The 22,934-nt window shown below is 57.2% G+C and carries 24 protein-coding genes and 1 tRNA gene; 11 read left to right on the top strand and 14 right to left on the bottom strand.

What is annotated here, in order from left to right; genetic code table 11:
- Nucleotides 1–7: 7 nt before the first annotated feature.
- Both dgcA and dgcN read right to left on the bottom strand, forming a co-directional pair.
- Entirely contained in the window at nucleotides 8–973 is a 966-nt protein-coding gene (gene dgcA, locus ACR0KG_RS03765; protein ID WP_480826518.1) for an N-acetyl-D-Glu racemase DgcA, read from the bottom strand.
- A 71-nt stretch (nucleotides 974–1,044) separates the two neighbouring features.
- On the bottom strand, nucleotides 1,045–2,046 hold the full coding sequence (gene dgcN / locus ACR0KG_RS03770) for an N-acetyltransferase DgcN (RefSeq protein WP_480826519.1): 1,002 nt from the start codon (nucleotides 2,044–2,046) through the stop codon (nucleotides 1,045–1,047).
- A 295-nt stretch (nucleotides 2,047–2,341) separates the two neighbouring features.
- On the opposite strand from dgcN, the gene ACR0KG_RS03775 reads away from it, so the two are divergent.
- Complete coding sequence (locus ACR0KG_RS03775) at nucleotides 2,342–3,304, top strand: L-malyl-CoA/beta-methylmalyl-CoA lyase (protein WP_480550074.1); 963 nt, start codon at nucleotides 2,342–2,344, stop codon at nucleotides 3,302–3,304.
- Nucleotides 3,305–3,357: 53 nt separating this feature from the next.
- Here ACR0KG_RS03775 and ACR0KG_RS03780 read toward each other — a convergent pair whose 3' ends face one another.
- Together ACR0KG_RS03780 and ACR0KG_RS03785 are read right to left on the bottom strand one after the other, a co-directional pair.
- A complete protein-coding gene (locus tag ACR0KG_RS03780; RefSeq protein WP_480826520.1) occupies nucleotides 3,358–3,936 on the bottom strand; it encodes a PA14 domain-containing protein in 579 nt (192 codons plus the stop codon).
- 115 nt (nucleotides 3,937–4,051) lie between these two features.
- On the bottom strand, nucleotides 4,052–4,504 hold the full coding sequence (locus tag ACR0KG_RS03785; protein WP_353013236.1) for an Lrp/AsnC family transcriptional regulator: 453 nt from the start codon (nucleotides 4,502–4,504) through the stop codon (nucleotides 4,052–4,054).
- A 73-nt stretch (nucleotides 4,505–4,577) separates the two neighbouring features.
- Between ACR0KG_RS03785 and ACR0KG_RS03790 the strand changes: the two genes are divergently transcribed.
- Nucleotides 4,578–5,174 (top strand): LysE family translocator, encoded by a 597-nt coding sequence (locus tag ACR0KG_RS03790; RefSeq protein WP_480826521.1) that lies wholly within the window; start codon nucleotides 4,578–4,580, stop codon nucleotides 5,172–5,174.
- Here ACR0KG_RS03790 and ACR0KG_RS03795 read toward each other — a convergent pair whose 3' ends face one another.
- Nucleotides 5,175–6,008 carry an AraC family transcriptional regulator gene (locus ACR0KG_RS03795; protein WP_480826522.1) on the bottom strand — a complete coding sequence of 278 codons (834 nt, stop codon included), beginning with the start codon at nucleotides 6,006–6,008 and terminating at the stop codon, nucleotides 5,175–5,177.
- 124 nt (nucleotides 6,009–6,132) lie between these two features.
- Between ACR0KG_RS03795 and ACR0KG_RS03800 the strand changes: the two genes are divergently transcribed.
- Complete coding sequence (locus ACR0KG_RS03800) at nucleotides 6,133–7,095, top strand: acetyl-CoA carboxylase carboxyltransferase subunit alpha (RefSeq protein WP_480550065.1); 963 nt, start codon at nucleotides 6,133–6,135, stop codon at nucleotides 7,093–7,095.
- 4 nt (nucleotides 7,096–7,099) lie between these two features.
- Here ACR0KG_RS03800 and ACR0KG_RS03805 read toward each other — a convergent pair whose 3' ends face one another.
- The 3 genes from ACR0KG_RS03805 to ACR0KG_RS03815 form a co-directional block, all read right to left on the bottom strand.
- Nucleotides 7,100–8,230 (bottom strand): lytic murein transglycosylase, encoded by a 1,131-nt coding sequence (locus ACR0KG_RS03805; RefSeq protein WP_480544921.1) that lies wholly within the window; start codon nucleotides 8,228–8,230, stop codon nucleotides 7,100–7,102.
- Nucleotides 8,231–8,342: 112 nt separating this feature from the next.
- The gene (locus ACR0KG_RS03810) at nucleotides 8,343–8,990 is read right to left on the bottom strand and encodes a GntR family transcriptional regulator (RefSeq protein WP_480544922.1); all 648 of its coding nucleotides are present in this window, start codon (nucleotides 8,988–8,990) and stop codon (nucleotides 8,343–8,345) included.
- Between the two features lie 30 nt (nucleotides 8,991–9,020).
- Nucleotides 9,021–9,716: a M48 family metallopeptidase gene (locus ACR0KG_RS03815; protein ID WP_480550063.1), complete on the bottom strand. Its 696-nt coding sequence runs from the start codon at nucleotides 9,714–9,716 to the stop codon at nucleotides 9,021–9,023.
- 100 nt (nucleotides 9,717–9,816) lie between these two features.
- On the opposite strand from ACR0KG_RS03815, the gene ACR0KG_RS03820 reads away from it, so the two are divergent.
- Together ACR0KG_RS03820 and ACR0KG_RS03825 are read left to right on the top strand one after the other, a co-directional pair.
- Complete coding sequence (locus ACR0KG_RS03820) at nucleotides 9,817–10,143, top strand: TIGR02300 family protein (RefSeq protein ID WP_480550061.1); 327 nt, start codon at nucleotides 9,817–9,819, stop codon at nucleotides 10,141–10,143.
- Nucleotides 10,144–10,284: 141 nt separating this feature from the next.
- A tRNA-Ala gene (locus ACR0KG_RS03825) sits at nucleotides 10,285–10,360 on the top strand.
- A gap of 285 nt (nucleotides 10,361–10,645) precedes the next feature.
- On the opposite strand, the gene ACR0KG_RS03830 is transcribed toward ACR0KG_RS03825, so the two are convergent.
- Entirely contained in the window at nucleotides 10,646–12,274 is a 1,629-nt protein-coding gene (locus tag ACR0KG_RS03830; RefSeq protein WP_480826523.1) for an acyl-CoA synthetase, read from the bottom strand.
- A 222-nt stretch (nucleotides 12,275–12,496) separates the two neighbouring features.
- Here ACR0KG_RS03830 and ACR0KG_RS03835 point away from each other — a divergent pair, with 222 nt between their 5' ends.
- Complete coding sequence (locus ACR0KG_RS03835) at nucleotides 12,497–13,888, top strand: aminotransferase class III-fold pyridoxal phosphate-dependent enzyme (protein ID WP_170531481.1); 1,392 nt, start codon at nucleotides 12,497–12,499, stop codon at nucleotides 13,886–13,888.
- A 113-nt stretch (nucleotides 13,889–14,001) separates the two neighbouring features.
- On the opposite strand, the gene ACR0KG_RS03840 is transcribed toward ACR0KG_RS03835, so the two are convergent.
- Complete coding sequence (locus ACR0KG_RS03840) at nucleotides 14,002–14,394, bottom strand: GFA family protein (RefSeq protein ID WP_480826524.1); 393 nt, start codon at nucleotides 14,392–14,394, stop codon at nucleotides 14,002–14,004.
- Between the two features lie 185 nt (nucleotides 14,395–14,579).
- On the opposite strand from ACR0KG_RS03840, the gene ACR0KG_RS03845 reads away from it, so the two are divergent.
- Nucleotides 14,580–15,038, top strand: a complete 459-nt coding sequence (locus tag ACR0KG_RS03845; protein ID WP_480550053.1) for a hypothetical protein — start codon at nucleotides 14,580–14,582, stop codon at nucleotides 15,036–15,038.
- 121 nt (nucleotides 15,039–15,159) lie between these two features.
- Here ACR0KG_RS03845 and maiA read toward each other — a convergent pair whose 3' ends face one another.
- From maiA to hmgA, 4 genes are read right to left on the bottom strand one after another with little or no spacing between them, the layout of a single operon-like run.
- Nucleotides 15,160–15,795, bottom strand: coding sequence for a maleylacetoacetate isomerase (gene maiA, locus ACR0KG_RS03850; protein ID WP_480826525.1), 636 nt, complete (start codon nucleotides 15,793–15,795; stop codon nucleotides 15,160–15,162).
- A gap of 44 nt (nucleotides 15,796–15,839) precedes the next feature.
- Nucleotides 15,840–17,096 carry a fumarylacetoacetase gene (fahA, locus tag ACR0KG_RS03855; protein ID WP_480826526.1) on the bottom strand — a complete coding sequence of 419 codons (1,257 nt, stop codon included), beginning with the start codon at nucleotides 17,094–17,096 and terminating at the stop codon, nucleotides 15,840–15,842.
- A gap of 22 nt (nucleotides 17,097–17,118) precedes the next feature.
- Entirely contained in the window at nucleotides 17,119–17,742 is a 624-nt protein-coding gene (locus ACR0KG_RS03860; protein ID WP_480544930.1) for a LysE family translocator, read from the bottom strand.
- Nucleotides 17,743–17,749: 7 nt separating this feature from the next.
- A complete protein-coding gene (hmgA, locus tag ACR0KG_RS03865; protein WP_480550046.1) occupies nucleotides 17,750–19,105 on the bottom strand; it encodes a homogentisate 1,2-dioxygenase in 1,356 nt (451 codons plus the stop codon).
- A gap of 56 nt (nucleotides 19,106–19,161) precedes the next feature.
- On the opposite strand from hmgA, the gene ACR0KG_RS03870 reads away from it, so the two are divergent.
- From ACR0KG_RS03870 to ACR0KG_RS03885, 4 genes are all read left to right on the top strand, one after another.
- Nucleotides 19,162–19,614 (top strand): MarR family winged helix-turn-helix transcriptional regulator, encoded by a 453-nt coding sequence (locus ACR0KG_RS03870; RefSeq protein ID WP_480544932.1) that lies wholly within the window; start codon nucleotides 19,162–19,164, stop codon nucleotides 19,612–19,614.
- A gap of 60 nt (nucleotides 19,615–19,674) precedes the next feature.
- Nucleotides 19,675–20,910 carry an adenylate/guanylate cyclase domain-containing protein gene (locus ACR0KG_RS03875; protein ID WP_480826527.1) on the top strand — a complete coding sequence of 412 codons (1,236 nt, stop codon included), beginning with the start codon at nucleotides 19,675–19,677 and terminating at the stop codon, nucleotides 20,908–20,910.
- Between the two features lie 146 nt (nucleotides 20,911–21,056).
- On the top strand, nucleotides 21,057–22,268 hold the full coding sequence (locus ACR0KG_RS03880; protein ID WP_480826528.1) for a GTP-binding protein: 1,212 nt from the start codon (nucleotides 21,057–21,059) through the stop codon (nucleotides 22,266–22,268).
- Entirely contained in the window at nucleotides 22,265–22,918 is a 654-nt protein-coding gene (locus ACR0KG_RS03885) for a DUF1826 domain-containing protein (RefSeq protein ID WP_480826529.1), read from the top strand. The genes ACR0KG_RS03880 and ACR0KG_RS03885 overlap by 4 nt, the downstream gene beginning before the upstream one ends.
- Nucleotides 22,919–22,934: the final 16 nt, after the last annotated feature.

Below are 22,934 nucleotides of genomic sequence, written 5' to 3' on the forward strand. Positions count from 1 at the left end.
TGTCTCCTCAGCCCCAGAGGCTCACTTCTGGCGGATGCACCCCGGCGTCATCAAAAGTAAGCGGTGTGTCGCGGTCTTCGGCCAACAGAAGCGGGCCGTCAAGGTCTGTAACCATTGCATTCTGCGCCAACAGTGTCGCAGGGGCCATGGCCAGAGAGCTGCCGACCATGCAGCCGACCATGATTTTGTAGCCTTCGGCTAATGCCGCCTCGCGCAGCGCTAGTGCCTCAGTCAACCCCCCGGCTTTGTCGAGCTTGATATTGACCACATCATACTTGCCCTTCAGTCCGGGCAGGCTGGCCCGATCATGGCAGGATTCGTCCGCACAAACGGGCACAGGCCGGTCCATCCCGATCAGCGCGTCATCTTCGCCTGCGGGCAAAGGCTGCTCAACAAGCGCGACGCCCAGCCGCACCAGATGCGGCGCGAGGTCGGCGTAGACCTCGGCGCACCAGCCTTCATTGGCATCAATGATGATGGTCGAGTTCGGCGCGCCAGCCCGTACGGCCTCTAGTCGGGGCATATCATCGGGCGTGCCCAGCTTGATCTTCAGCAAAGGACGATGCGCATTCTCAGCCGCCTGAACCTGCATCGCTTCGGGCGTTGCCAGCGACAGCGTATAGGCCGTGATCTCAGGACCCGGAACCGGCAGACCAGCCAATTCCCAAGCCCGCTTGCCTGCGCGTTTGCACTCCAGATCCCACAGCGCGCAATCAACAGCGTTCCGCGCGGCCCCTGCTGGAAGCAAATCCATCAACGTCTCACGCGTGAACTCGGACGGCATGCCCGCGATCTCGGCTTCAACCGAGTCCAGCGTCTCATCGTAGCGCGCGTAAGGTACACATTCGCCCCAGCCCTGATGGGTTCCATCCGAAATTCGAACCGTCAGCACCTTTGCCTCGGTCCGCGACCCGCGCGAGATGGTGAACACCTGCGCTAGTCGGAACACATCACGAGAGACCTCTACCTGCACGCGCAAGCTCCTTCATCGTTTTGAAAAACGCCCGCCTGAGACGTTGGGGAGCCACTGACGGGATGTTCAGATCACAAAGCGGCCAGCGCGTCCACCAGCTTGCCCGCGCCAAAGCGATAAGGGTCAGTGGTCGGAAGCCCTAATTCTGCCTCAACCTTTGCGATATACGCCTTAGCGTCATCCTCGCTTAGATGCTGTGTGTTGATCGACACACCTGCCACCTGACAATCGGGGTTTGCCACCTGCGCCAAGGGCAAAGCTGTGTCGCGCAGCTGCTGTAATGTCGGCAGAGAATACTCGGGCAGACCACGCATATGGGTCCGGGTGGGTTCATGGCACAAGATCAATGCGTCCGGCTGCCCGCCATGGATCAGCGCCATGGTGACACCGGAATAGGAGACATGGAACAAAGATCCTTGCCCCTCGATATGATCCCAGTGATCAGGGTCGTTCTCAGGCGTCAGGTATTCCACCGATCCCGCCATGAAATCTGCAACGACCGCGTCCAGAGGCACGCCTTGACCGGTGATCAAAATCCCGGTTTGACCAGTGGCCCGGAATGTGGACTTCATGCCGCGCTCGCGCATCTCGGCATCCATCGACATCGCCGTGTACATCTTGCCTGCAGAACAATCGGTTCCAACAGCAAGGCAGCGCTTGCCAGTACGCTTTTTCCCGTTAGCAATCGGATAACCCACAGTCGGCACCCGTACATCATGCAAAGTGCAGCCATGAGTCTGGGCGGCGGCCACCAGATCACCCTCATCCCGCAGCAGGTTGTGCAGGCCCGATGCCAGATCATAACCCATCTCCAGCGCTGCTATCAGAACCTCTTTCCAGGTTTCGCTGATAATGCCACCGCGGTTTGCAACCCCGATTACAAGCGTCTTGGCACCAGCGGCCTTACCTTCGGCCAGCGTCATTTCTGTCAACCCAAGGTCAGCTTTACACCCCTCCAGCCGGATTTGGCCTACCGCGTTTTCCGGCCGCCAATCACGGATACCAATCGCAACCTTTGCGGCCAACAGGTCGGGCGCATCGCCCAAAAACAATAGATACGGTGTCTCGATCATTGCGGTGCACTCCTCTGATTCCGGCTTAAGCTAGAGAAGCCCACGAACGAGCGTTTCGCGTATTCACCAGCCCGGCCACGCTACCGTGCGTTTTTTTTGCGCAAGATGCACATCACATGCAATAATCTTCGAAATTCTCAAAGTGATTAAACTTTAATCGCCGGCTTCATATCCCACAATCGCAGTTTCTGCACATGCAATGCCGCATGCGCAAAATCACGGTTGCACCAGCCTGCGTAATTTAATACCCCAATTCACAGAAAAATCGTAATTTCCTTACTCACACGAGGTCCCGATGAGTTTTCGCATCCAACCCGCCGCACCGGCCCGGCCAAATCGCTGCCAATTGTTTGGCCCGGGCTCGAACACCAAATTGTTTCCCAAAATGGCCGCGTCTGCTGCGGATGTGATCAATCTGGACCTCGAAGATTCCGTAGCACCCTCTGACAAAGAAGTCGCGCGGGCTAATGTGATCGAGGCGCTGAACACCATCGATTGGGGCGGGAAATACATGTCTGTGCGGATCAACGGACTGGATACACCTTATTGGTACCGCGATGTGGTGGATGTTTTGGAACAGGCTGGTGACCGCTTGGATCAAATCATGATCCCCAAGGTTGGCTGCGCGGCCGATGTCTATGCAGTTGATGCACTGGTCACGGCCATCGAGCGTGCACAGGGCCGAACCAAACCGATCTCGTTCGAGGTCATTATCGAATCCGCCGCAGGCATAGCCCATGTCGAAGAGATCGCAGCGTCATCTCCTCGCATGCAGGCCATGAGCCTGGGTGCTGCGGATTTCGCGGCATCGATGGGAATGCAGACCACCGGGATCGGCGGCACGCAAGAGAACTACTATATGCTGCGCGAAGGTGAGAAGCACTGGTCTGACCCTTGGCACTGGGCGCAAGCCGCTATCGTCGCCGCCTGCCGCACACATGGTGTTCTGCCAGTCGATGGGCCATTCGGCGATTTCAGTGATGACGACGGCTACATCGCTCAGGCCAAACGCTCGGCAACATTGGGTATGGTCGGCAAATGGGCGATCCACCCCAAGCAGATCGCGCTTGCCAACGAGGTGTTCACTCCATCGGACGAAGCCGTCTCGGAAGCGCGTGAGATTCTGGCCGCGATGGAGCAGGCCAAAGCCAATGGAGAAGGAGCCACCGTTTACAAAGGCCGCCTTGTCGACATCGCATCGATCAAGCAGGCCGAAGTCATCGTGGCTCAGGCCGAACTGATCGCCGCAAACGGCTAAGCAAATACAAAAAAGGCGCCTATTGCGGCGCCTTTTTCCAACAGCTCATTAGACTATCGGCCAAATACATCATCTGGCGTCCAGGTGAACCTTTCACCCTGCTTGCCCCATTTCATCATCAGGCAGGATGACCCGTATTTCTGGAAATACTTTATTTTTAACGGGTACCAACCCGCTTGCGGAACTTCAACCTCGGTCCGTTGATTGGCTTCACATGGCTGGCGGTCGTTCACATACCCAATCTGCTGCCCACCGATCCACGCATCAAGCCCATCGTTCGACCATGTTTCCAGTTCATAGACGCCGGCTGAATCAAAACGGATGTAACCGGTAATGTCGGCAGCAACGTTGTAGGCCTTATCAAACGTGAGAACTGGGTCACCGTCTTCAGTATCGCGATAGTCCAACCCCTTTAAAGGCGGCCCTGCTTTGGCCTTTTTCAAAAGGTAGTCCACTTTGGACAGGTTCTGAATTTTTCGTGGGGGGTTCCCCTCCCAGGCGTATTTCACATCCAGCCCCGCCTTGGGGCTGGGCTGTGGATCAGCGGGCTGCAGTTTCAAAGGGGCTGCGACAGCAACTCCGGCGAGAAGCGCGATGGCTGGTGCCATTACCCCTATTGGAATGTAGTTCATATTTATCTCCCTGTGCGCGCCTTGCTTCGGGCTGGACCCATCGGCGTCGTCATTGAGTTAACACTATGACGAGATTTTTTACCTCGCAAGAGAGTGATAGATCACAATATCAAGCTCAAGCGCGCTGATCCTTGGGAGACCCCATAACCACATAAGAGGTGATCGACGTCACGTGCGGCAGCGTGCCCAGCACTTCGGTATGAAAGGTTTTGTAGGATGGCAGGTCGGCGCATTCTACGCGCAGCAGATACTCGATCGTTCCGGTGATGTTGTGACACTCGACAACTTCCGGTGCACGCTGCAACGCGCGTTCGAACCCTTCCTGGGCCGCTTTGGTATGTTCACCTAAACCGACGCCGATATAAGCGACAAAACCTTTGCCCAGCGCAACCGGGTTCAAGACCGCGCGATAGCCCGAGATCACCCCCGCCTTCTCCAACTCCTGCACACGCCGCAAACAGGCCGAAGGGGACAGACCAACACGATCCGCCAGTTCCAGGTTGCTAATGCGCCCATCCGCTGTCAGCTCTCGCAATATATCACGGTTTATTTGATCAATTTTCGCCATTAATTGTGAAGTTATTGTAATAGCGCACAAGAACGCAATTTCATTTGCGTAAGTTGCCGCAAATATTCGTCCGATGACCTACGATATCCTGCTCGCCCTGATTGCCTTTGCTTTCGTCTCCTCGATCACACCGGGGCCGAACAACCTGATGCTGATGGCGTCGGGCGCGAATTTCGGATTTCGCCGGACGATCCCGCATATGCTTGGGATTGGTCTGGGATTTACCTTTATGGTCCTGCTGGTGGGCGCTGGGCTGGTTCAGCTGTTTAACCAGCATCCCATCAGTTACACGGTGCTGAAAATCGCCTCGGTCGTATATCTTCTGTACCTGGCCTGGAAGATTGCGCATGCAGCCCCAACTGAGAACAGCGCCGAGGTCGGTGCGCCGATGACCTTTATGCAAGCGGCCGCGTTCCAATGGGTCAACCCCAAGGCTTGGGCAATGGCCCTGACCGCCACAACCGCCTATGCGCCGGGCCAGACGCTGAATGTCATTCTCGTCGTCGCGCTTGTTTTTGGGGCGGTCAACTTGCCCTCGGTCAGCACGTGGACGGTACTGGGGCAACAAATGGCGCGGTTCCTGACGAATCCGCGCCGGTTGGTGGTGTTTAACTGGACGATGGCCGGGCTGCTGGTCGCATCGCTTTATCCAGTTCTTTGGCCCAACTGATCACTTCAACGGCAGGCAGATTTCCGTCAGCAGATCCTCGGGCGGGGTCTCGCGCGGATCGTTGAGGTAGACCTCATAACATGGTTGATCCGCCGGTTCCTCACCCGAGGTCGGAAGCCAGTTTCCGAACAGGCTGTCATAGGCCGCATGAATGCCGGAATACGGGCCTTTGAAAGTCAGTACCGCCGTTTTCCCACCCGGGATGTTCATACCCTCCATACCCTCGGGCGTCTCATCACCCCGGTATTCAGCGCCGGCATAGCTGCGCAGCTGATCCGCGGGCACTGCTTCAGGGTTATCCAGGTAAATTCCGATCACCGGGCCCATCTGGGGCCACAATTGTCGGGATTCACACAGGGCGCCGAAGGCTTCGAAACTTCTACCGATTTCGGAGTAAGCGCCTTTGTGGGGCAGGGCAATAATGCGGCGGGTGGGTTCTGTTCGCGTCGTCACAGGATGCATGGGATATTCTCCAGTTTTGAAATGTGGATGCGACGGAAGAACTTGGCCTGTTTTGCGAAAGGTGGCAGGGCTTCTGCCATAGGCCTGAGAAAATGCCCGCGTAAAGGACTTGAGATTGGGATACCCAATCTCGGCTGCAATCTGCGGCACCGGCCTGTCGGATTGTAACAGCCAGGTCGCGGCGCGATGCAGTCGCAACCTTCGCACCGCTTGCGCGCAGGTCTCGCCCGTCAGCGCCCGAAACACGCGGTGCCAGTGGAAGCGCGACATTGCGGCGACATCGGCCAACGCATCCAGTGACAGGTCCCCGGCGGGGTTGTCATGAATATATGTCAGAACGCGCAGCACTCGGTCTTCGTAGCGGGTCACCATTGGTGTCTTCCCTTTCTTCCTCGCCCGACTGAATTTGCATATTCTTGAACCACAAATCTTGCTGAGTTGCATCCGGGGCAACCACACGGCATATAGCTAGGAAATTTCACGCAGGTGAGGCGGCATGACCCAGTATCTGGATTTCGAAAAACCCTTGGCCGAGATCGAAGGCAAAGCGGAAGAGTTGCGCGCGCTGGCCCGCGCCAATGAAGAGATGGATGTGGCCGAAGAAGCCGCAGCACTGGACGCCAAGGCCGCCAAGCTGCTGGATGAGTTGTATGCGGATCTGACCCCCTGGCGGAAATGTCAGGTGGCGCGTCACCCAGAACGCCCGCATTGCAAAGACTATGTCGATGCCTTGTTCACGGAATTCACACCGTTAGCTGGGGATCGGAACTTTGCCGACGATCTGGCCGTAATTGGCGGACTGGCCCGGTTCAATGATCAGCCAGTGATGGTGATCGGTCACGAAAAGGGCTCGGATACCAAATCGCGGATCGAGCGAAATTTCGGCATGGCCCGCCCCGAGGGGTATCGCAAAGCTGTGCGCCTGATGGAAATGGCCGGTCGCTTTGGTCTGCCTGTTATCACCCTGATCGACACTGCCGGCGCCTATCCTGGCAAAGGGGCAGAAGAACGCGGCCAGTCTGAGGCGATTGCCCGGTCGACCGAGATGTGCCTGAAGATAGGAGTGCCTCTGGTCTCGGTTATTATCGGCGAAGGTGGGTCCGGTGGGGCCGTCGCCTTTGCCACTGCAAACCGCGTTGCGATGTTGGAACACTCGGTCTATTCGGTCATCTCGCCCGAAGGCTGCGCCTCGATCCTCTGGAAAGATTCCGAGAAGATGCGTGAGGCCGCCGAAGCGCTGCGCCTAACCGCCCAAGACCTCTACAAGTTGGGCGTCTGCGACCGCATTATCACCGAACCCAAGGGCGGTGCCCATCGCGGTCGCCCCGAGACGGTCGAGTCGGTTCGCGCGGCAATCGCTGCCATGCTGAAAGAGCTGGACGGCAAAGACGCGGCGGCCCTGATCAAAGACCGCCGTCAGAAGTTCCTGGATATTGGCTCAAAGGGACTGGCGGCGTAACTCGTCAGCCGCCCAAACGGCGCAACAACTCAACCGAAGGCATGCCGGTTACGGCCAAGCCATTCGCGCGCTGATAGCCGCTGATCGCGGCCTCGGTATTCTTGCCGATCACCCCATCCGCGCCTTGCGTGTCGTACCCGGCTACCGTCAGGCGGCGTTGCAGGTCCTTCCGGTCCTCAAGAGTCAGACCCGTTGCATCCGGCCCGAACGAGACGTTGAACGGCGCCCCCCCGGCGATCCGGTCGGACAAGTGCCCGACGCCAATCGCGTAGCTGTCCGAGTTGTTGTACCGCTTGATCACATTGAAATTGCGGAACACGGCGATTTGGGGTCCCGGAACCTGCGGCTGTAAAACCGCGACGGGCGTGCCCGATACGGTGCCGACCTCTCCGCCCCAGGGTTGACCACGCACCCAACCCGCTCGCGACAAATAGGCGGCAGTTGAGGCTAGCGAATCCGTCGGGTCCTCGGACCAGATATCGCGCCGTCCGTCACCGGTGAAATCAACCGCATAAGCCAGATACGAGGTCGGGATGAACTGTGTATGACCCATCGCCCCGGCCCAGCTGCCGGTCATGTTTGAGGGCGAGGTATCACCCTCCTGAATGATCCGCAGCGCTGCCACCAGCTGTTTTTCGAAGAACGCACCGCGCCGCCCGTCATAGGCCAGCGTTGACGTAGCCGAGATCACCGGCACATCCCCGCGCCGCGCGCCATAACGGCTTTCCAGTCCCCAAACGGCCACGACCACCTCTTTGTCGACGCCATATTGTGCTTCGATCTGAGAAAGCGTGCCGTTGTAACGCTGCAGCATCTGCTGGCCGGTGCTGATCCGTTCATCCGAGGCGGCGATGGCCAGATAATCCTCCAGCGAGCGTTTGAATTCGACCTGATTGCGATCACGCTCAATCACGCCGGGCAGATAACCTGCCCCCTGAAAGGCGCGGTTCAGGGTGGATTGCGAGATGCCCTGAGAAGACGCTCGGGTTTTGAAACCAGCAACCCAGGTATCATATCCTGCATTCGGGACAGATTGCATGCGTGATGCGGGCGCCCGTGCCGGAGCAACCCCGCTGCTACACCCCGCCAAGACCGCCGCGCCAAGGCCGATTGAAAAGGTCCGTCGATTGATCATGTCTGACATCTGCTCTTGTTTGTGATTTGCCTCAGCCTAGCGCAGAGCACGCGCGCAAACCAGAACGACAGACAGGGACCGGGACGAATTCGACAGGTAGGCGGTTCGTCGCTTAACTGACCAGCAATCGCAAGCCCTGTGTCACGTCCGAACGCACGGCAAGGCGAAGACCAGGCTCATCCCCGGCCTTGAGCGCGGCTATGATCAGCTTGTGATAATGTGGCGGCTCGGTACGGCGCAGTCTGCCATAAAGCGCACGCATCGTAGGGCCAAGCTGCAGCCAGACAGTTTCGGCCATAGCCAACATCGCGGGGGCTTGGGCCCGCAAATAAAGCGTGCGGTGAAATTCCAGATTGGACCGGATATATCCCACCGCATCTCGTTTCGTCACCATCTCGGCGACGGTCATATTAATGCTCTGCAAACGGTCGATCAGTGCGATATGCGCACGCGGCAAGGCGCGGCTAGCCAGTTCAACCTCTAGCAACGCCCGCAGTGCCGCCAATTCTTCGATCCGGTCATTCGTCAGCTCCGGTGTCGACACGCGGCCAGACGAGGACAGGATCAAGGCACCCTCGGCAGCCAAACGCCGCACCGCTTCGCGCGCGGGGGTGATCGAGACGTCGAACTCTTTACCAATCCCCCGCAGGGTCAGTGCCTCACCCGGTGAAATCTCTCCGTGCAAGATTCGGGACCGCAGGGCACGGTACACCCGATCATGCGTTGCGATTTGAGAATCTGAGGGACGTGTCGCTAACATGGCTTCATGTGATCACAAAAAACCGCAGCGTCAACTCGCATCGGAATCAAAACGGTATAGATGCAGGGTTGCTCCATACTCGCGCAGCCAGCGGCGTGGTGTGTCATAGGGTCCAAAAATGCGGTCGACCTGCGCCCAGAACGCGGGCGAATGGTTCATCTCAACCAGATGCGCCACCTCATGCGCCGCGACATAGTGCAGAACCTCAGGCGGCGAGAGGATTAGCCGCCACGAGAACATCAAACTCCCATCGGAACTGCAGGACCCCCAGCGCGAGCGTGTATCCCGCAGAGTCAGGCTGTTGTAGGAGCGTCCCAGCATGGCGGCATAGTCATCGCAAGCCTCGGTCAACCGATCCCGCGCCAGTTCCTTCAAGAACCGGGCCAAGCGGCGCTCTTCTGACCCGGCTGGAACAGCGACTTCGTTTTCGCTCAACAAAACCCGTCGGCCGGTTGCGTTTACGATTCGACGTTCGCGCCCCTCAACCGGGATGACGCTGCCAACGCGCACTTGTTCGGGATCAGGTTGGCCTTCCAGATGCTGTCGAATCCAGCCCTCTTTGCTGCGCGCGAAACTCAGCGCCTCAGTCTCGGGCACGCCATGCGGATAAGTTAGCGTAACCCGCCCATCCAATTGGGAAATCCGCAGGCTGATCCGCCGCGCCCGCGCCGATTTGCGCAGCGTCAATGGCACAGGCGGCGTACCCGGCAACGCATGTTCCCCCATATCCCATCCTCTTCCGCGCAAAGGCTTTGACAGTGCCCGCCGCCTGTGGCAGGTGAACTGAATCTTTAAGACGACTCACCTGATATCAAGGGGATTTGACATGCCCAAGGAAGAATGGGGCGTAAAGCGCGTTTGCCCGACCACCGGTAAGCGGTTTTATGACCTGAATAAAGACCCGATCGTCAGCCCCTATACGGGCGAGGTCGTGGAGCTTGAAACCGGCAAAAGCCGGATGATCGCCGCCGATGCCGAAGATGCGGCAACGGCCAAAGCGCGCGAGAAAGCCTCCGAAGAAGATCTGGTTCTGGACGATGACGAAGACGTCGATGTGGATCTTGACGACGATCTGCTGGATGATGACGATGACAACAACGACGATGTGTCGTTGGATGACATCAAGGATATGTCTTCCGAAGACGAAAATTGATCTGTGCCCCGAGGCGGCTTGAGGCGGCCTCGGGACATCCCTTGGATCCAGACGGAAAGTTTGGCGCGTATCCATTTTTGGACTTGCACTCGCCGCCCCCGTCTCATAAACGTCCGTCCACTGCCGCGGCAGTACCTAGATGGGGCCTTAGCTCAGTTGGGAGAGCGCTTGCATGGCATGCAAGAGGTCAGGGGTTCGACTCCCCTAGGCTCCACCAAAACCTAGCAATACAACTAGATAGTAAGCATAAGAGCGGTGTGACACACAGGCGTGAAGCAATATGAAGCCATATTGCCTACCTCCCGCTGCTCACCTGCGCTTGAGCCGCCAATTGGGGTTCGTCGCCGGCACGTCTGATCGAGTTATGCTGTGGGCGACTTAGATCGTTATTGGCTGAAAGTGTTGACCCAACCTGACAGCGGGGGTCGCCTTGCCGATCATTGCGATCGCGCCTTGTGAATGGCTGAGGTTTTTCCGTTCGACCTATCGCTCTTTGATTGACCTACTCCAACGCCCGTGCCTGATCACGCAAGACAAATTTTTGGATCTTTCCGGTAGACGTCTTTGGTAAGGCTCCAAACACAACCGTTTTGGGCGCTTTGAAATGGGCCATGTTGTCCCGACAGAACGCTATCAGTTCCGCTTCGGTCGTGCTGACCTCGGGCTTCAGCTCGACGAAGGCACAGGGTGTTTCACCCCACTTTTCGTCCGGGCGCGCAACGACCGCTGCCTCCATTACCGCAGGGTGTTTGTACAAAACGTCCTCCACCTCGACGGATGAGATATTCTCTCCCCCCGAGATGATGATGTCCTTGGATCGGTCTTTCAGCGCGATGTAGCCGTCTGGATGCATCACACCCAGATCGCCTGACGCGAACCACCCGCCGTTGAACGCCGCATCGGTGGCGTCCGCGTTCTTCAGATACCCTTTCATCACCACATTGCCTTGCATGAAGATCTCACCCATGGTTTCGCCATCTGCCGGTACAGGCTCCAGCGTCTCGGGATTGGCTACCATCAGCCCAGATAGCGCTGAATAGGGTACGCCCTGTCGCACCTTCAGCGCCGCGCGATCCTCGGGACTTTGCGCATTCCATTCTTCTTTCCAAGCGCAGACGACCGAAGGACCGTATGTCTCGGTCAGACCGTAAACATGAGTCACCTCGACCCCCATCGCCTCCATTGCTTCGATGACTGCGGCGGGGGGCGGCGCACCTGCTGTCATCACCTTGATCTGATGGTCGAAGTCTTTCAGGTGGTCCGGCGCATGTGCCAGCATATTCAAAACAATCGGCGCCCCGCAAAAATGAGTAACCTTCTCATCCCGGAATGCGGCATAGATCGGTTCTGCCCGAACGGCGCGCAGACAGACTGACACCCCCGCATTCGCCGCCATCGCCCATGGGAAACACCAACCGTTGCAATGAAACATCGGTAGGGTCCACAGATAAACAGAATGGCGCGGCATGTCCCAATCGAGTAGATCAGACTGCGCGTTCAACGCAGCGCCACGGTGGTGATAGACCACACCTTTAGGGTTACCCGTGGTCCCGGATGTGTAGTTCAGCGTAATCGCGTCCCATTCATCGTCAGGCAACTGCCAATCATAGTCCGGGTCACCTTCTGCCAACAGAGCCTCGTAGGTTAGACCCGCCAGTCTTTCGCCGCCGTCAAAGCTGGGGTCTTCGATATCAACAACCAGAATGTCGTGCTCGATTTGTGACAGCGCCTCTTTGACCACCGCTGAAAACTCCGGATCGACCAGCAAAACTTTCGCCTCGGAATGGGTCAGGATGAATGCAATGATCGGAGCATCCAGCCGCGTGTTAATCGCGTTCAGAACAGCCCCTGCCATCGGCACACCAAAATGCGCCTCATAAAGCTCGGGGATATTCGCGGCGATGATCGACACAGTGTCGCCGTTTCCAACGCCCCGCACCGCCAAAGCCGAGGCCAACCTGCGGCAGCGGCTATAGGTTTGCGACCAAGTATACCGGCGATCTCCATATACGACGGAGGGGTAATCCGGATACACCGCCGCCGTCCTTTGAATGAAACTGAGCGGGGATAACGGCGTGTAGTTCGCGCGGGTCTTGTCCAGATGACGCTCGTATATGTTGGTTGCTTGCATACGCCAATCCTCCCCATTCGCGTGTTGGCTGACTTGAGCACAAACATGCGCCGCTGACAAACCCGTAGAAATACGCCAAACCTGCGTTCTGGATGTATGCTAACATGTGATCTGGCCCTATATTCCAGCGGTCATTCGCGGTGATCTGAGCCATCTTGAACACATGCTATTGTGGGGCCTAACCCACACCCTAAACACCGCACCTGATTGAAAGGACATGTCATGGACGGAACGTTCAGTGAAAACGATCTTTCCCGCGTGGTTGAAGCTGACCGCGCCCATATCTGGCATCACCTGATCCAGCATAAACCCTTTGAAACCAATGATCCCCGCATCATTGTCGAAGGCAAGGGCATGCGTGTCTGGGACCAGAAAGGCAAAGAGCATCTGGATGCGGTCTCCGGTGGCGTCTGGACCGTGAATGTCGGCTATGGCCGCGAATCGATCTGCAAGGCCGTCTATGACCAGCTGATGAAGCTGTGTTACTTCGCCAATTCGGCGGGCTCGATTCCCGGCGCGCTGTTTGCGGAAAAACTGATTGAAAAGATGCCGGGCATGAGCCGGGTGTACTACACCAACTCAGGCTCTGAGGCGAACGAGAAAGCCTTTAAGATGATCCGCCAAATTGCGCACAAGCGCTATGGCGGCAAGAAAACCAAAATTCTGTATCGTGACCGCGACTATCACGGCTCGACCCTGGCCGCGATGTCGGCTGGCGGGCAGGATGAGCGCAACGCGCAATACGGGCCGTTCGCACCCGATTTCATCCGCGTGCCGCACTGCATGGAATACCGCAAGCACGAGTTGGACGGCGCGCCCGAAGAGAATTTCGGTGAATGGGCAGCGGATCAGATTGAAGAGGTGATCCTGCGCGAAGGCCCAGACACCGTCGGTGCGCTGTGCCTTGAGCCTGTCACCGCCGGAGGCGGTGTGATCGAAGCGCCCGAAGGTTACTGGCAGCGCGTGCAAGAGATCTGCAAGAAATACGACGTGCTGCTGCACATTGACGAGGTCGTCTGCGGCGTTGGTCGGACTGGTACTTGGTTTGGCTACCAGCAATACGGCGTGAAGCCTGATTTTGTGACCATGGCTAAGGGTGTTGCTTCGGGCTATGCAGCCATTGCTTGCCTCGTAACCACCGAAGACGTCTTTGACATGTTCAAGGACGATGCGGCTGACCCCATGAACTATTTCCGTGACATCTCAACCTTCGGGGGCTGCACCGCTGGTCCGGCGGCTGCAATCGAGAACATGCGGATTATCGAGGATGAGAACTTACTGGGCAATTGTGCGGCCATGGGTGACCGGATGACAGGCAACCTTCAGGCGCTGATGGAGAAGCACAAGGTCATCGGCGACGTCCGTGGTAAAGGCCTGTTCCTGGGCGCCGAGTTGGTCGCAGACCGTGGTAGCAAAGAGCCGGTGGATGAGAAACTTGCGCAGGCCGTGGTTGCCGATTGCATGGCGCAGGGCGTGATCATCGGCGTCACCAACCGCTCGGTCCCCGGTCGGAACAACACGCTGTGCTTCTCGCCCGCGCTGATTGCGACGGCAGATGATATCGACCAGATCACCGACGCGGTCGATGGCGCGCTGGGGCGTGTGTTCGGCTGATATCCTGCCACGGTCGTCTATAGTAAACGCTGAGAAACCGGCGCTTCTGGCGCTGGTTTTTTTGTTCACATTTGTTTCAAGTGGCGCTTTCAAACCACTCAGAGAAAGCTCCGCTAGTCAGTTTTTATGCTGATATTCCTGTACTTTGGACGCGCCCCACGAAAGGGATGTGTTGTAGGGGTCAAGCATTGCGGACCAGGGCTGTCGAAACATCCTGTCAATAGCGAAATTGTCGGCGCATCGTCGATCGCACCCAAACTGCTTCCGCACTTTGGGCAGAAAGCGCGACTGGAATGGTCAGAGGACCGATAGGCGGTGGGTGCTCCTCCGGGTCCAGTCCAAGTTACTGAGTCCCTGGAAAACTCGACACATACGGCTGTTAGTGCACCGGTGTGCTGCTGACACATCCTGCAAGAACACGTGTGTGGGTTGAACGCTGGCCCAAGGGCTTCAAACCGGATGTTCCCGCACAGGCATCCACCGGTGTAAACAACAGCTTTCGGCATCGAACAAATCCCTTAGCCAGAACCACAACGTGAAGCAGTTTCATCTGAATCTAAGACGGTTGGCAGCGGTGCGATAGCCCAATTGGCAAGATCAAGCAAAACACGCGATGCGCTTAGAAAGCTTGCCAAACGTCTGCACTACGATAGCGTGGGAGCATTCAACCCAGCAATCGGAACCGTTTTCTATGATACAATTTTTTGCTCGTGGCCTCGCCCTTTCCATCGCTTTGATGTTCGCAGCCCCTGTCTCTGCCGACGATGACAGCGGCTTCCCTCAGATCGTTGGTACTTGGCACGGCACCTATCTGGTGGCTTTTGCCAAATCGAACCCGAACCACGACAAAGGTCTGCTGCGCACAGAGATGGAGCTGGAGATCACCAAGCTGGACGGCAACCTGATCACCGCCACCAACCGCTGGCGACGTATCGGTGAGACCGAGTGGATTGTCGAAGAAGCCATGGGCACCTTCAGTCTGGATGATCCTACCCGATTTGTGTTGGCTGAGGCCGGTATATCGGGGGATGATGTGTCATCCGGAATCTTCAATGGCGTCTACGTAGATGATGTAATCATGGTCACCTATGCAGGTCCGGGGACCGGCGTTGCCTTCGCGGCGCAGTTGGTGAAGAAGGACCAAAAGTAACCCAAGAACAGCTGGCCACACAGGTCTTAAGTCCGGGCCTCTCGATCAGTAGATTGCGATAGCCGTCACAGCGACTTCTGACAGGCATACTTGTAGCTCTACACAGGTCCTGTGTGCGAGATTATGGCTGATGCCGGTCCGGGTGCGCGTCTGCAAAGGCCGGGTGGTTTGCGCAGGCGGCCTCGACGCTCAGAAGGCAGGGCATATCAGCCAGATCAACCTGATACCGGCGTGCGTTGTATAGCTGTGGGATCAGGCACAGATCAGCAAGGCCCGGCTGTTTGCCGGTGCAGTAGGGGGTTTGTTCGAAATTGCCGAGCAGGGTTTCAAACGCCAACAGCCCCGGACGGATAAAGCGCTTCATCCAATTCCCGGGCATCCCTTCGGCATTACCGCTCAGATGCGTCGCATATCGGGCCACTGACAGATTGCAAACCGGGTGTATGTCAATCGCAATCGACTGCGTCAATGCCTGCGCTTTGGCGCGTGCCGCTGGTTCGGTGGGCAGAAGGCCAAGATGTCGGGTCTGATCCAGATAGTCGATGATGGCCAATGACTGGGTCAGTTGCAGGCCGTCAATCTCAAGCACGGGCACCAGCCCCTGCGGATTTCGACCCAGATGCTGGTCAGATTTGTGCGCCGCCTTCGTCAGGTCGACCGAAACCGATCGATACGCAATCCCGGCCAGATTAAGCGCAATCCGTACCCGATAACTGGCCGAAGAACGCCAGTAGTCATACAAGATGGTCTCATTCATTCTTCACCTCTGATAGGCGCATCGCGCAAGCTAAGATCAGCGCCTCACCTTTTGTAAGGATCTTCAAGCGCAGGAAGGATCGTTCCCGTACAGGTGCCAAACCCGATCACATAGCCGTCGCCCTTGGCATGTCCCTTCAAGGTCAGCGTATCGCCATCCTGAACAAAGCTGCGGGTTTCACCGCTATCCAGCGTCAGAGGCTCTTTGCCCCCCCAGCTGAGTTCCAGCAACGATCCACGGTTTTGCTTTTCAGGGCCAGAGATGGTGCCCGATCCCAGCAGATCCCCGGTGTTCATCGGACAGCCAGATGTCGTGTGATGGGCCAACTGCTGGGCTGCGGAATAATACATCTCGTTGTAGTTGGTCCGGGCGATCATTGTCTCTGACTGTCCCGCAGGGGCCATCGTCACTTCGAGATCGATATCGTAGAGCATCGGGCCGCAATCCTTCAGGTGATCGAGCAATTCGAACTCTCTTGCAGGGGTGTCGCAGCGAAACGGCTCGAGCGCGGCTTTGGTGACGATCCAGGGGCTGATCGAAGTGGCGGTGGCCTTTGCCTGGAACGGCCCCAATGGCTGGTATTCCCACGCCTGGATATCTCGGGCCGACCAATCATTCAGCAGCACATAGCCAAAGATGTTGTCATCCGCTTCCTGTAACGAGATCGGACCGTCAGATGGGGTTCCTACAATGGCACCCATTTCAAGCTCGATATCGAACCGCTGCGATGGCGCAAAACGGGGCAGGGCATCGTTGGGTCCCTTCAACTGGCCCCAAGGGCGGCGAATATCCGTGCCAGACACCACGACGGATGAGGCGCGCCCGTTATAGCCAATCGGGATGTGCAGCCAGTTGGGGGGTAACGCATTTTCCGGCCCGCGGAACATGGTGCCCACATTCGTGGCATGGTGTCGACCTGCGTAGAAGTCAGTGTATTCACTGACTGCCAAAGGCATGTGCATCTGCACGTCGTCTTGCGACACCAGCAGAGGTTCGACCTTGTCCTGCTCCCCTGCGCCTACTGACAGCAGCTCGGTCAGTCTGTTGCGCAATGCGGCCCATACGGCAGGCCCTTGTTCCATCAGAGGGTTCCAGAAGGGCAGGTCAAACAGCGGGTCCTCGCCAAGCACGACCAGCCCAGTTTCTTCGGCTGCCGTTACATCGAGGATCATGTCACCGATGGCCACGCCGCAACGCAGATCATCTTCCGCAACCGAGAAGACACCATATGGCAGGTTGTTCAGCGGAAAGGGGTGGGCCGGGTCATTGGCCGAAGTTACCCAGGATTTCATCAAAGGCATCTGTGATCCTTGTCTCTAAAGTCTATTGCGCGTCACGTAGGGATTTCAGCCCTAGCAAAAGGGCGGCAAGTATCATGAAACCGCCGCCAGCCCGATCCAACCATAACCGGGCCGTGCCCCTTAGTCGTGCGGCCAGCCAGCTGGCGCTACCGCCATATGCGGTCAGAAAAAGCCCGTCTATGACCAGATAAGTGGCAGATAGGATGGCAAATTGGGGCCAGAATGGCAGCGCACCGTCGATAAACAAGGGAAACAAAGCCGCGAAGAATACCACAGCTTTGGGGTTGGCAGCCGACGTGACAAACCCTTGCATCCATAGCGCCTTGCGGCTGGTGCGTGGCGCGGCTTGTGTGGTTTCGCGTTTTGCCCCCAAGATCATCTTGGCCCCGAGGAATACCAAATAGGCCACACCCAGCCATTTGATGACAGCTAGAGCCGCCCCCGAGGTCGCAATGATGGCGGCCAAACCAAGCCCAGCGGCCAGCATTTGCAGCAAATTGGCCGTTAGGTCCCCCGCCGCCGTGAAAAGCCCGCGCCCCAAGCCATTTGTTGCCGAGTTAGACAGCATCAACAATTGGCTGGGCCCCGGAGTGCTCATCAGCAGCAGGACCGTGGCGGCATAAGTGATCCAAACATCAAAGCTCATCTCAGACTCACTTTTTGCCAGGGGTGCCGTCGAATTTCTTTTCCAGCGAAGTCCAGCAATCGATGTAATCGTCCTGCAAAGGCGCTTCATTGGCTGCAAACTCGGTCAGGTGCTGCGGGAAGCGTGTTTCGAACATGAATGACATCGTCCGGTCCAGCTTGTCGGGCCCAAGATTGGCGTTCGAGGCATTTTCGAACGCCTCGCGATCTGGCCCATGCGGGATCATCATGTTGTGCAGGCTCATCCCGCCGGGGACAAAGCCCTGTGGCTTCGCATCATACTGGCCGTAGATGTTGCCCATCAGCTCGGACATGATGTTCTTGTGATACCAAGGCGGGCGGAACGTATCCTCTGCCACCATCCAGCGTTCGCGGAACAGGACAAAGTCGATATTGGCCGTGCCGGGTTGGCCTGACGGTGCCGTCAGGACGGTAAAGATCGACGGGTCCGGGTGGTCGAACAGGATGGCCCCAACCGGGCAGTAGGTGCGCAGATCATATTTGTACGGCGCATAGTTGCCGTGCCATGCAACCACATCCAGCGGGCTGTGACCGATCTTGGTCACGTGGAATTGTCCGCACCATTTGATGGTTACGGTCGAGGGCACTTCGCGGTCTTCAAACGCCGCAACCGGGGCCTTGAAGTCGCGTGGGTTGGCCATGCAGTTTGCCCCGATTGGGCCACGGCCTGGCAGTTCGAATTTCTGTCCGTAGTTCTCGCACACAAACCCACGTGCCGGCCCTTCCAGCACTTCGACGCGATACAGCAGCCCGCGCGGCAGAATGGCGATTTCCTTAGGCTCCAGATCGATGATGCCAAGCTCGGTGGTGAACCGCAGCCGGCCTTCCTGGGGCACGACCAACAGCTCGGAATCGGCTGAGAAAAAGTAGTCATCAACCATCGATTCGGTAACCAGATAGATATGGCTGGCCATTCCGACCTGCGTATTCACGTCCCCGGCCGTGGTCATGGTGCGCATGCCGGTCAACCAGGTCAGACCAGCGTCGGAATGTGGAACCGGATCCCAACGGTACTGGCCTAAAGAGATCACATCCGGATCGATATAGGGGGCGGATTTCCAATAAAACAGATCGATCTTCTTATACCGGTGCGAGTGTTTGACCGAGGGGCGAATGCGATAACACCAGGTTCGTTCAGGCGGGTTTGCGGTGAAGGCGGTGCCGCTCAGCTGCTCACCATACAGGCCATAGTTGCAGCGTTGGGGGCTGTTCATGCCCTGGGGCAGGGCACCTGGCAGCGCCTCGGTTTCAAAATCATTGCCAAAGCCGGGCATATAGCCGGAATGGGTTCCAACGGGCGTGCTAGCCTGCGTCAGACTGTGCGGTTCTACCGGACGATTCATTGGGGTTCCTCCGTTTGCTGCTTGTCGGATAATAGTTGTTTTTGTAACTAACAAGCATGAGAAACGATAAATTCCCCGATACCGACGGTTTTGACCTTCAGAACTTTTTGCCATTCCTGCTTAATCAGGCGGCAGAATCCGCCTCGATCGACTTTCAGAAAGTCTACAAGGACCGCTATGGGATGCTGCGCACCGAATGGCGTGTTTTGTTTCATCTGGGGCTCTTTGGCAGCATGACGGCCAAACAGATCGGACATCGGGCAAAGACGCACAAGACCAAGATCAGCCGCGCTGTGCATCAGCTGGAAAATCGCCGTTTTTTGAAACGCACGCGGGATGATCAAGACCGGCGCGTCGAATGGTTGGCACTGACACCGATGGGTGAATCGGCTTATCGCGAGTTGCGGGACATTGCCGTGCAATATGACGCGAAACTGGCGGGTCAGTTTGATGTAGACGAGATTGCGATCCTGCGAAAAATGCTAAGACGGCTGGCCGGTTTCGAATAGCCTCTGGTAGAACGGTGCATCCGTACCCATTTGTTGCAAAGAATTTACATGGACGCTCAAATGATCCCTTCTGACCGCCTTCCGCCTGCATTTTTCGACCTGATTGATTGGTTGGTCCGGAAAGGACTGGAAGGTGCCGGGCAGGAAGAACTGTTGGAGGGTTTCTGTTCCACTTTGGTGGATCAGGGTATCCCTTTGATGCGGTTCCATGCGGCACAGTCGACCCTGCACCCCGCCTATGGCGGCTTTGGCTACAGTTGGTACCGGGCCAGTGGCGGAACATCTGAGAAATTCGAGAACACGGACACACCAAGCGAGCAATGGTTGCGCAGCCCCCTGTATGCTTTGCTGAACGAAGATTTGGACGATATTCGTGTCAAACTGGTGGATCAAAATGAACCAAGCCGATTTCCGCTGCTGAATGAGCTGCGAGAGGAAGGTGCGACGGATTATTACGCGACCGGCATCCCTTTTGATCTGTCCGAACAGGTGCGCCACACCGGGCCCGAAAAGGTCAGCGACGGGGTGCTGATGTCTTGGACCAGCGATGCGCCAACGGGTTTTGAAGATGGTGACCTAGCGCGGATCAACGCGGTTTTGCCGCATCTTGGGTTGGCGCTGAAATCTGCAAAGAACCAGGTGATGTCAAAGGATCTGATGCGGGTTTATCTGGGGCGCGATGCCGGCGATCGGGTATTGTCCGGCGAAATACGACGCGGGTCTTTGCAGCAGATTGATGCGGTGATCTGGACCTTCGACCTGGAAGGGTTCACCAATATGTCCGAAGATCTGCCCGGAGATCAGATCATCGAAATGCTGAATGACTATTTGGCGGTCGCAGTTAGTGTGGTCCACGATTGCGGTGGAAACATCCTTAAGTTTATGGGCGACGGACTGATGGCCATGTTTGATGTCGGTGAAATTGACGCAGATGCCCGTGCTGCGCTGTCGGCAATACCCCTACTGCAAAGGCGGATGCAGGAGCTCAATAAGCGGCGTAAGGCCGAGGGGCTACCGGTATCAAACTACACGCTGGCCCTGCATTCTGGCGAGATTCTGTATGGCAATATCGGATCGGAAACCCGATTGGACTTTACAGTGATTGGCCCGGCGGTAAATCAGGCCGCACGGATTGCGGGGATGCACAAATCTCTGGGTCAGAGAATCCTTGTATCGGACGACGTCGCACGCGCGGCCGATCCGTGCGAGCCCGAACTGATCTCGGTTGGGCGATACATGCTGCGTGGCGTGAATGAGCCGAAAGAGCTGTTTACCGTCTACAACCCGAACAGCTGATACAGGCCTTGGGGGCGAAACCGGAAAAAGACCCCTTGCCAATACAAATGTAATTACATAACAAAAATATCTATGCTCGGTGCACCCCGGATCGGTTCGGTTTGACGCACCAAATAACCCAGACGTAACAGAACAGGTAGCATGCTATGACCGATACCCGGCTTCCCGTAACAGTTCTTTCAGGTTTTCTCGGCGCCGGTAAAACCACGCTATTGAACCGTGTTCTGAACAATCGCGATGGCCGCCGGGTGGCGGTGATCGTCAATGACATGTCCGAAGTGAACATCGACGCCGATCTGGTGCGTGCCGACACCGAACTGTCGCGCACAGATGAGACATTGGTCGAAATGTCGAACGGTTGCATTTGCTGCACGCTGCGTGACGACCTGTTGGACGAGGTTCGCCGTTTGGCCGGTGAAGGCCGGTTTGACTATCTGTTGATCGAGTCGACCGGAATTTCCGAACCTTTGCCTGTCGCCGCTACATTCGATTTCCGCGATGAATTTGGGCAAAGCCTGTCCGATGTATCGCGGCTGGACACTATGGTCACAGTGGTCGACGCGGTGAACCTGCTCCAGGACTATTCCAGCCATGATTTCCTGAGCGATCGTGGCGAGACGATGGGCGAAGAGGATGAGCGTACTCTGGTACATTTGCTGACCGACCAGATCGAGTTTGCTGATGTGGTAATCCTAAACAAAGTTGACGATGCAGGGCCCGAGCGTGTGGATGCCGCGCGTAAGATCATTCGCAGCCTGAATGCAGATGCAAAAATTATCGAAACGAACCATTCCGATGTCGCGGCTGATGCCATTCTCGATACCGGGATGTTCGATTTTGAGAAGGCTCATGAGCATCCAATGTGGGCCAAAGAACTCTATGGGTTTGCGGATCACCTGCCGGAAACCGAAGAATATGGCGTTACCAGCTTTGTCTATCGTGCTCGGCAGCCCTTTGTGCCCGAGAAAGTCCTTGAGGTGCTGAACGGGGACTTGCCCGGCGTGATCCGTGCCAAAGGGCATTTCTGGATCGCCACGCGCCCGGATTGGGTGGCCGAGTTCTCGCTAGCGGGCGCATTGTCCTCGGTTCAGCCGCTGGGCACCTGGTGGGCAACGGTTCCCGAAGATCGCCGCCCGGATCACGAAAGCGCTCGGGCCTATATGCAGGCCCATTGGCAAGAGCCATGGGGTGATCGCCGGCAAGAGATTGTGTTTATCGGCAGCGGTATCGACTGGCCGACGCTCAAAGCGCGGCTGGATGCGGCTTTGCTGCCAGCCATGGCTGCGGCCCGTGTCGAAGACCTGCCGGATCTGCCCGATCCCTTCCCGCTGTGGCGACGGGCCGAGGCTGCGGCATGAGCTTTGTCCGGGAGGTTGTGAAGGATGCCGCTATAGGTGTTGGCGTCGCCTCGAACCCTGAAGATCTGAGCGCGATTCATCACCCAGGCTGTGCTGCTGCGATCTGGCGCAGAGCTCCCTTGACCCGCTTTCAGGGCTGGCTGGACGCGCTTGAACCGGAAGAACTGCCCAAGGCACGTATGATCCTTCGGCCGGACGCGGTACGCGATGCGCTGGGCAAGATTTGTCAAACCTCGGGCACCCCGGAATGTGTCGAGCGAGACCGGCTGATCGACGATGTTGCCGCGTTGTCCGCAGTGTTTTCCGATGTGATGCAGGCAACATGGGTGCGGTTGCGCCTGGACGTTGTCGCAACAAATGCCTGTCGACGGTTCCACATTGATGCTGTCACAGCCCGGCTTGTTTGCACATACCGTGGGACGGGAACGCAATATGGTATCTCCTCCAACGGAGAAGATCCGAGCCGCGTGTTCACTGTTCCGACCGGATCACCAATCCTGCTGCGCGGAACCCGTTGGCCAGAGACGCCGAAATCAGGCCTTCTGCATCGGTCGCCGCCCATTGAAGGCTCGGGTGAAACCCGGTTGCTGCTGGTTCTTGACCCAATTGTTGATCCGGCGGATGAAACTGATCCGGTTCTGTATCACTGAAAGGCTGCCCGTGTTT

Source organism: Ruegeria sp. H4, from assembly GCF_056533065.1.

Bases quoted from the DNA above. Each gene is read 5' to 3' on its own strand.
- ACR0KG_RS03845 (WP_480550053.1), top strand. From the start codon at position 14,580: ATGATACAATTTTTTGCTCGTGGCCTCGCCCTTTCCATCGCTTTGATG.
- ACR0KG_RS03840 (WP_480826524.1), bottom strand. From the start codon at position 14,394: ATGCCGAAAGCTGTTGTTTACACCGGTGGATGCCTGTGCGGGAACATC.
- ACR0KG_RS03785 (WP_353013236.1), bottom strand. From the start codon at position 4,504: ATGGCGAAAATTGATCAAATAAACCGTGATATATTGCGAGAGCTGACA.
- ACR0KG_RS03860 (WP_480544930.1), bottom strand. From the start codon at position 17,742: ATGAGCTTTGATGTTTGGATCACTTATGCCGCCACGGTCCTGCTGCTG.
- ACR0KG_RS03775 (WP_480550074.1), top strand. From the start codon at position 2,342: ATGAGTTTTCGCATCCAACCCGCCGCACCGGCCCGGCCAAATCGCTGC.
- ACR0KG_RS03815 (WP_480550063.1), bottom strand. From the start codon at position 9,716: ATGGGGGAACATGCGTTGCCGGGTACGCCGCCTGTGCCATTGACGCTG.
- ACR0KG_RS03835 (WP_170531481.1), top strand. From the start codon at position 12,497: ATGGACGGAACGTTCAGTGAAAACGATCTTTCCCGCGTGGTTGAAGCT.
- ACR0KG_RS03800 (WP_480550065.1), top strand. From the start codon at position 6,133: ATGACCCAGTATCTGGATTTCGAAAAACCCTTGGCCGAGATCGAAGGC.
- ACR0KG_RS03880 (WP_480826528.1), top strand. From the start codon at position 21,057: ATGACCGATACCCGGCTTCCCGTAACAGTTCTTTCAGGTTTTCTCGGC.
- ACR0KG_RS03790 (WP_480826521.1), top strand. From the start codon at position 4,578: ATGACCTACGATATCCTGCTCGCCCTGATTGCCTTTGCTTTCGTCTCC.
- ACR0KG_RS03885 (WP_480826529.1), top strand. From the start codon at position 22,265: ATGAGCTTTGTCCGGGAGGTTGTGAAGGATGCCGCTATAGGTGTTGGC.
- ACR0KG_RS03780 (WP_480826520.1), bottom strand. From the start codon at position 3,936: ATGAACTACATTCCAATAGGGGTAATGGCACCAGCCATCGCGCTTCTC.
- ACR0KG_RS03795 (WP_480826522.1), bottom strand. From the start codon at position 6,008: ATGGTGACCCGCTACGAAGACCGAGTGCTGCGCGTTCTGACATATATT.
- hmgA (WP_480550046.1), bottom strand. From the start codon at position 19,105: ATGAATCGTCCGGTAGAACCGCACAGTCTGACGCAGGCTAGCACGCCC.
- maiA (WP_480826525.1), bottom strand. From the start codon at position 15,795: ATGAATGAGACCATCTTGTATGACTACTGGCGTTCTTCGGCCAGTTAT.
- ACR0KG_RS03810 (WP_480544922.1), bottom strand. From the start codon at position 8,990: ATGTTAGCGACACGTCCCTCAGATTCTCAAATCGCAACGCATGATCGG.
- ACR0KG_RS03870 (WP_480544932.1), top strand. From the start codon at position 19,162: ATGAGAAACGATAAATTCCCCGATACCGACGGTTTTGACCTTCAGAAC.
- fahA (WP_480826526.1), bottom strand. From the start codon at position 17,096: ATGCCTTTGATGAAATCCTGGGTAACTTCGGCCAATGACCCGGCCCAC.
- dgcN (WP_480826519.1), bottom strand. From the start codon at position 2,046: ATGATCGAGACACCGTATCTATTGTTTTTGGGCGATGCGCCCGACCTG.
- ACR0KG_RS03830 (WP_480826523.1), bottom strand. From the start codon at position 12,274: ATGCAAGCAACCAACATATACGAGCGTCATCTGGACAAGACCCGCGCG.
- ACR0KG_RS03875 (WP_480826527.1), top strand. From the start codon at position 19,675: ATGATCCCTTCTGACCGCCTTCCGCCTGCATTTTTCGACCTGATTGAT.
- ACR0KG_RS03820 (WP_480550061.1), top strand. From the start codon at position 9,817: ATGCCCAAGGAAGAATGGGGCGTAAAGCGCGTTTGCCCGACCACCGGT.
- ACR0KG_RS03805 (WP_480544921.1), bottom strand. From the start codon at position 8,230: ATGATCAATCGACGGACCTTTTCAATCGGCCTTGGCGCGGCGGTCTTG.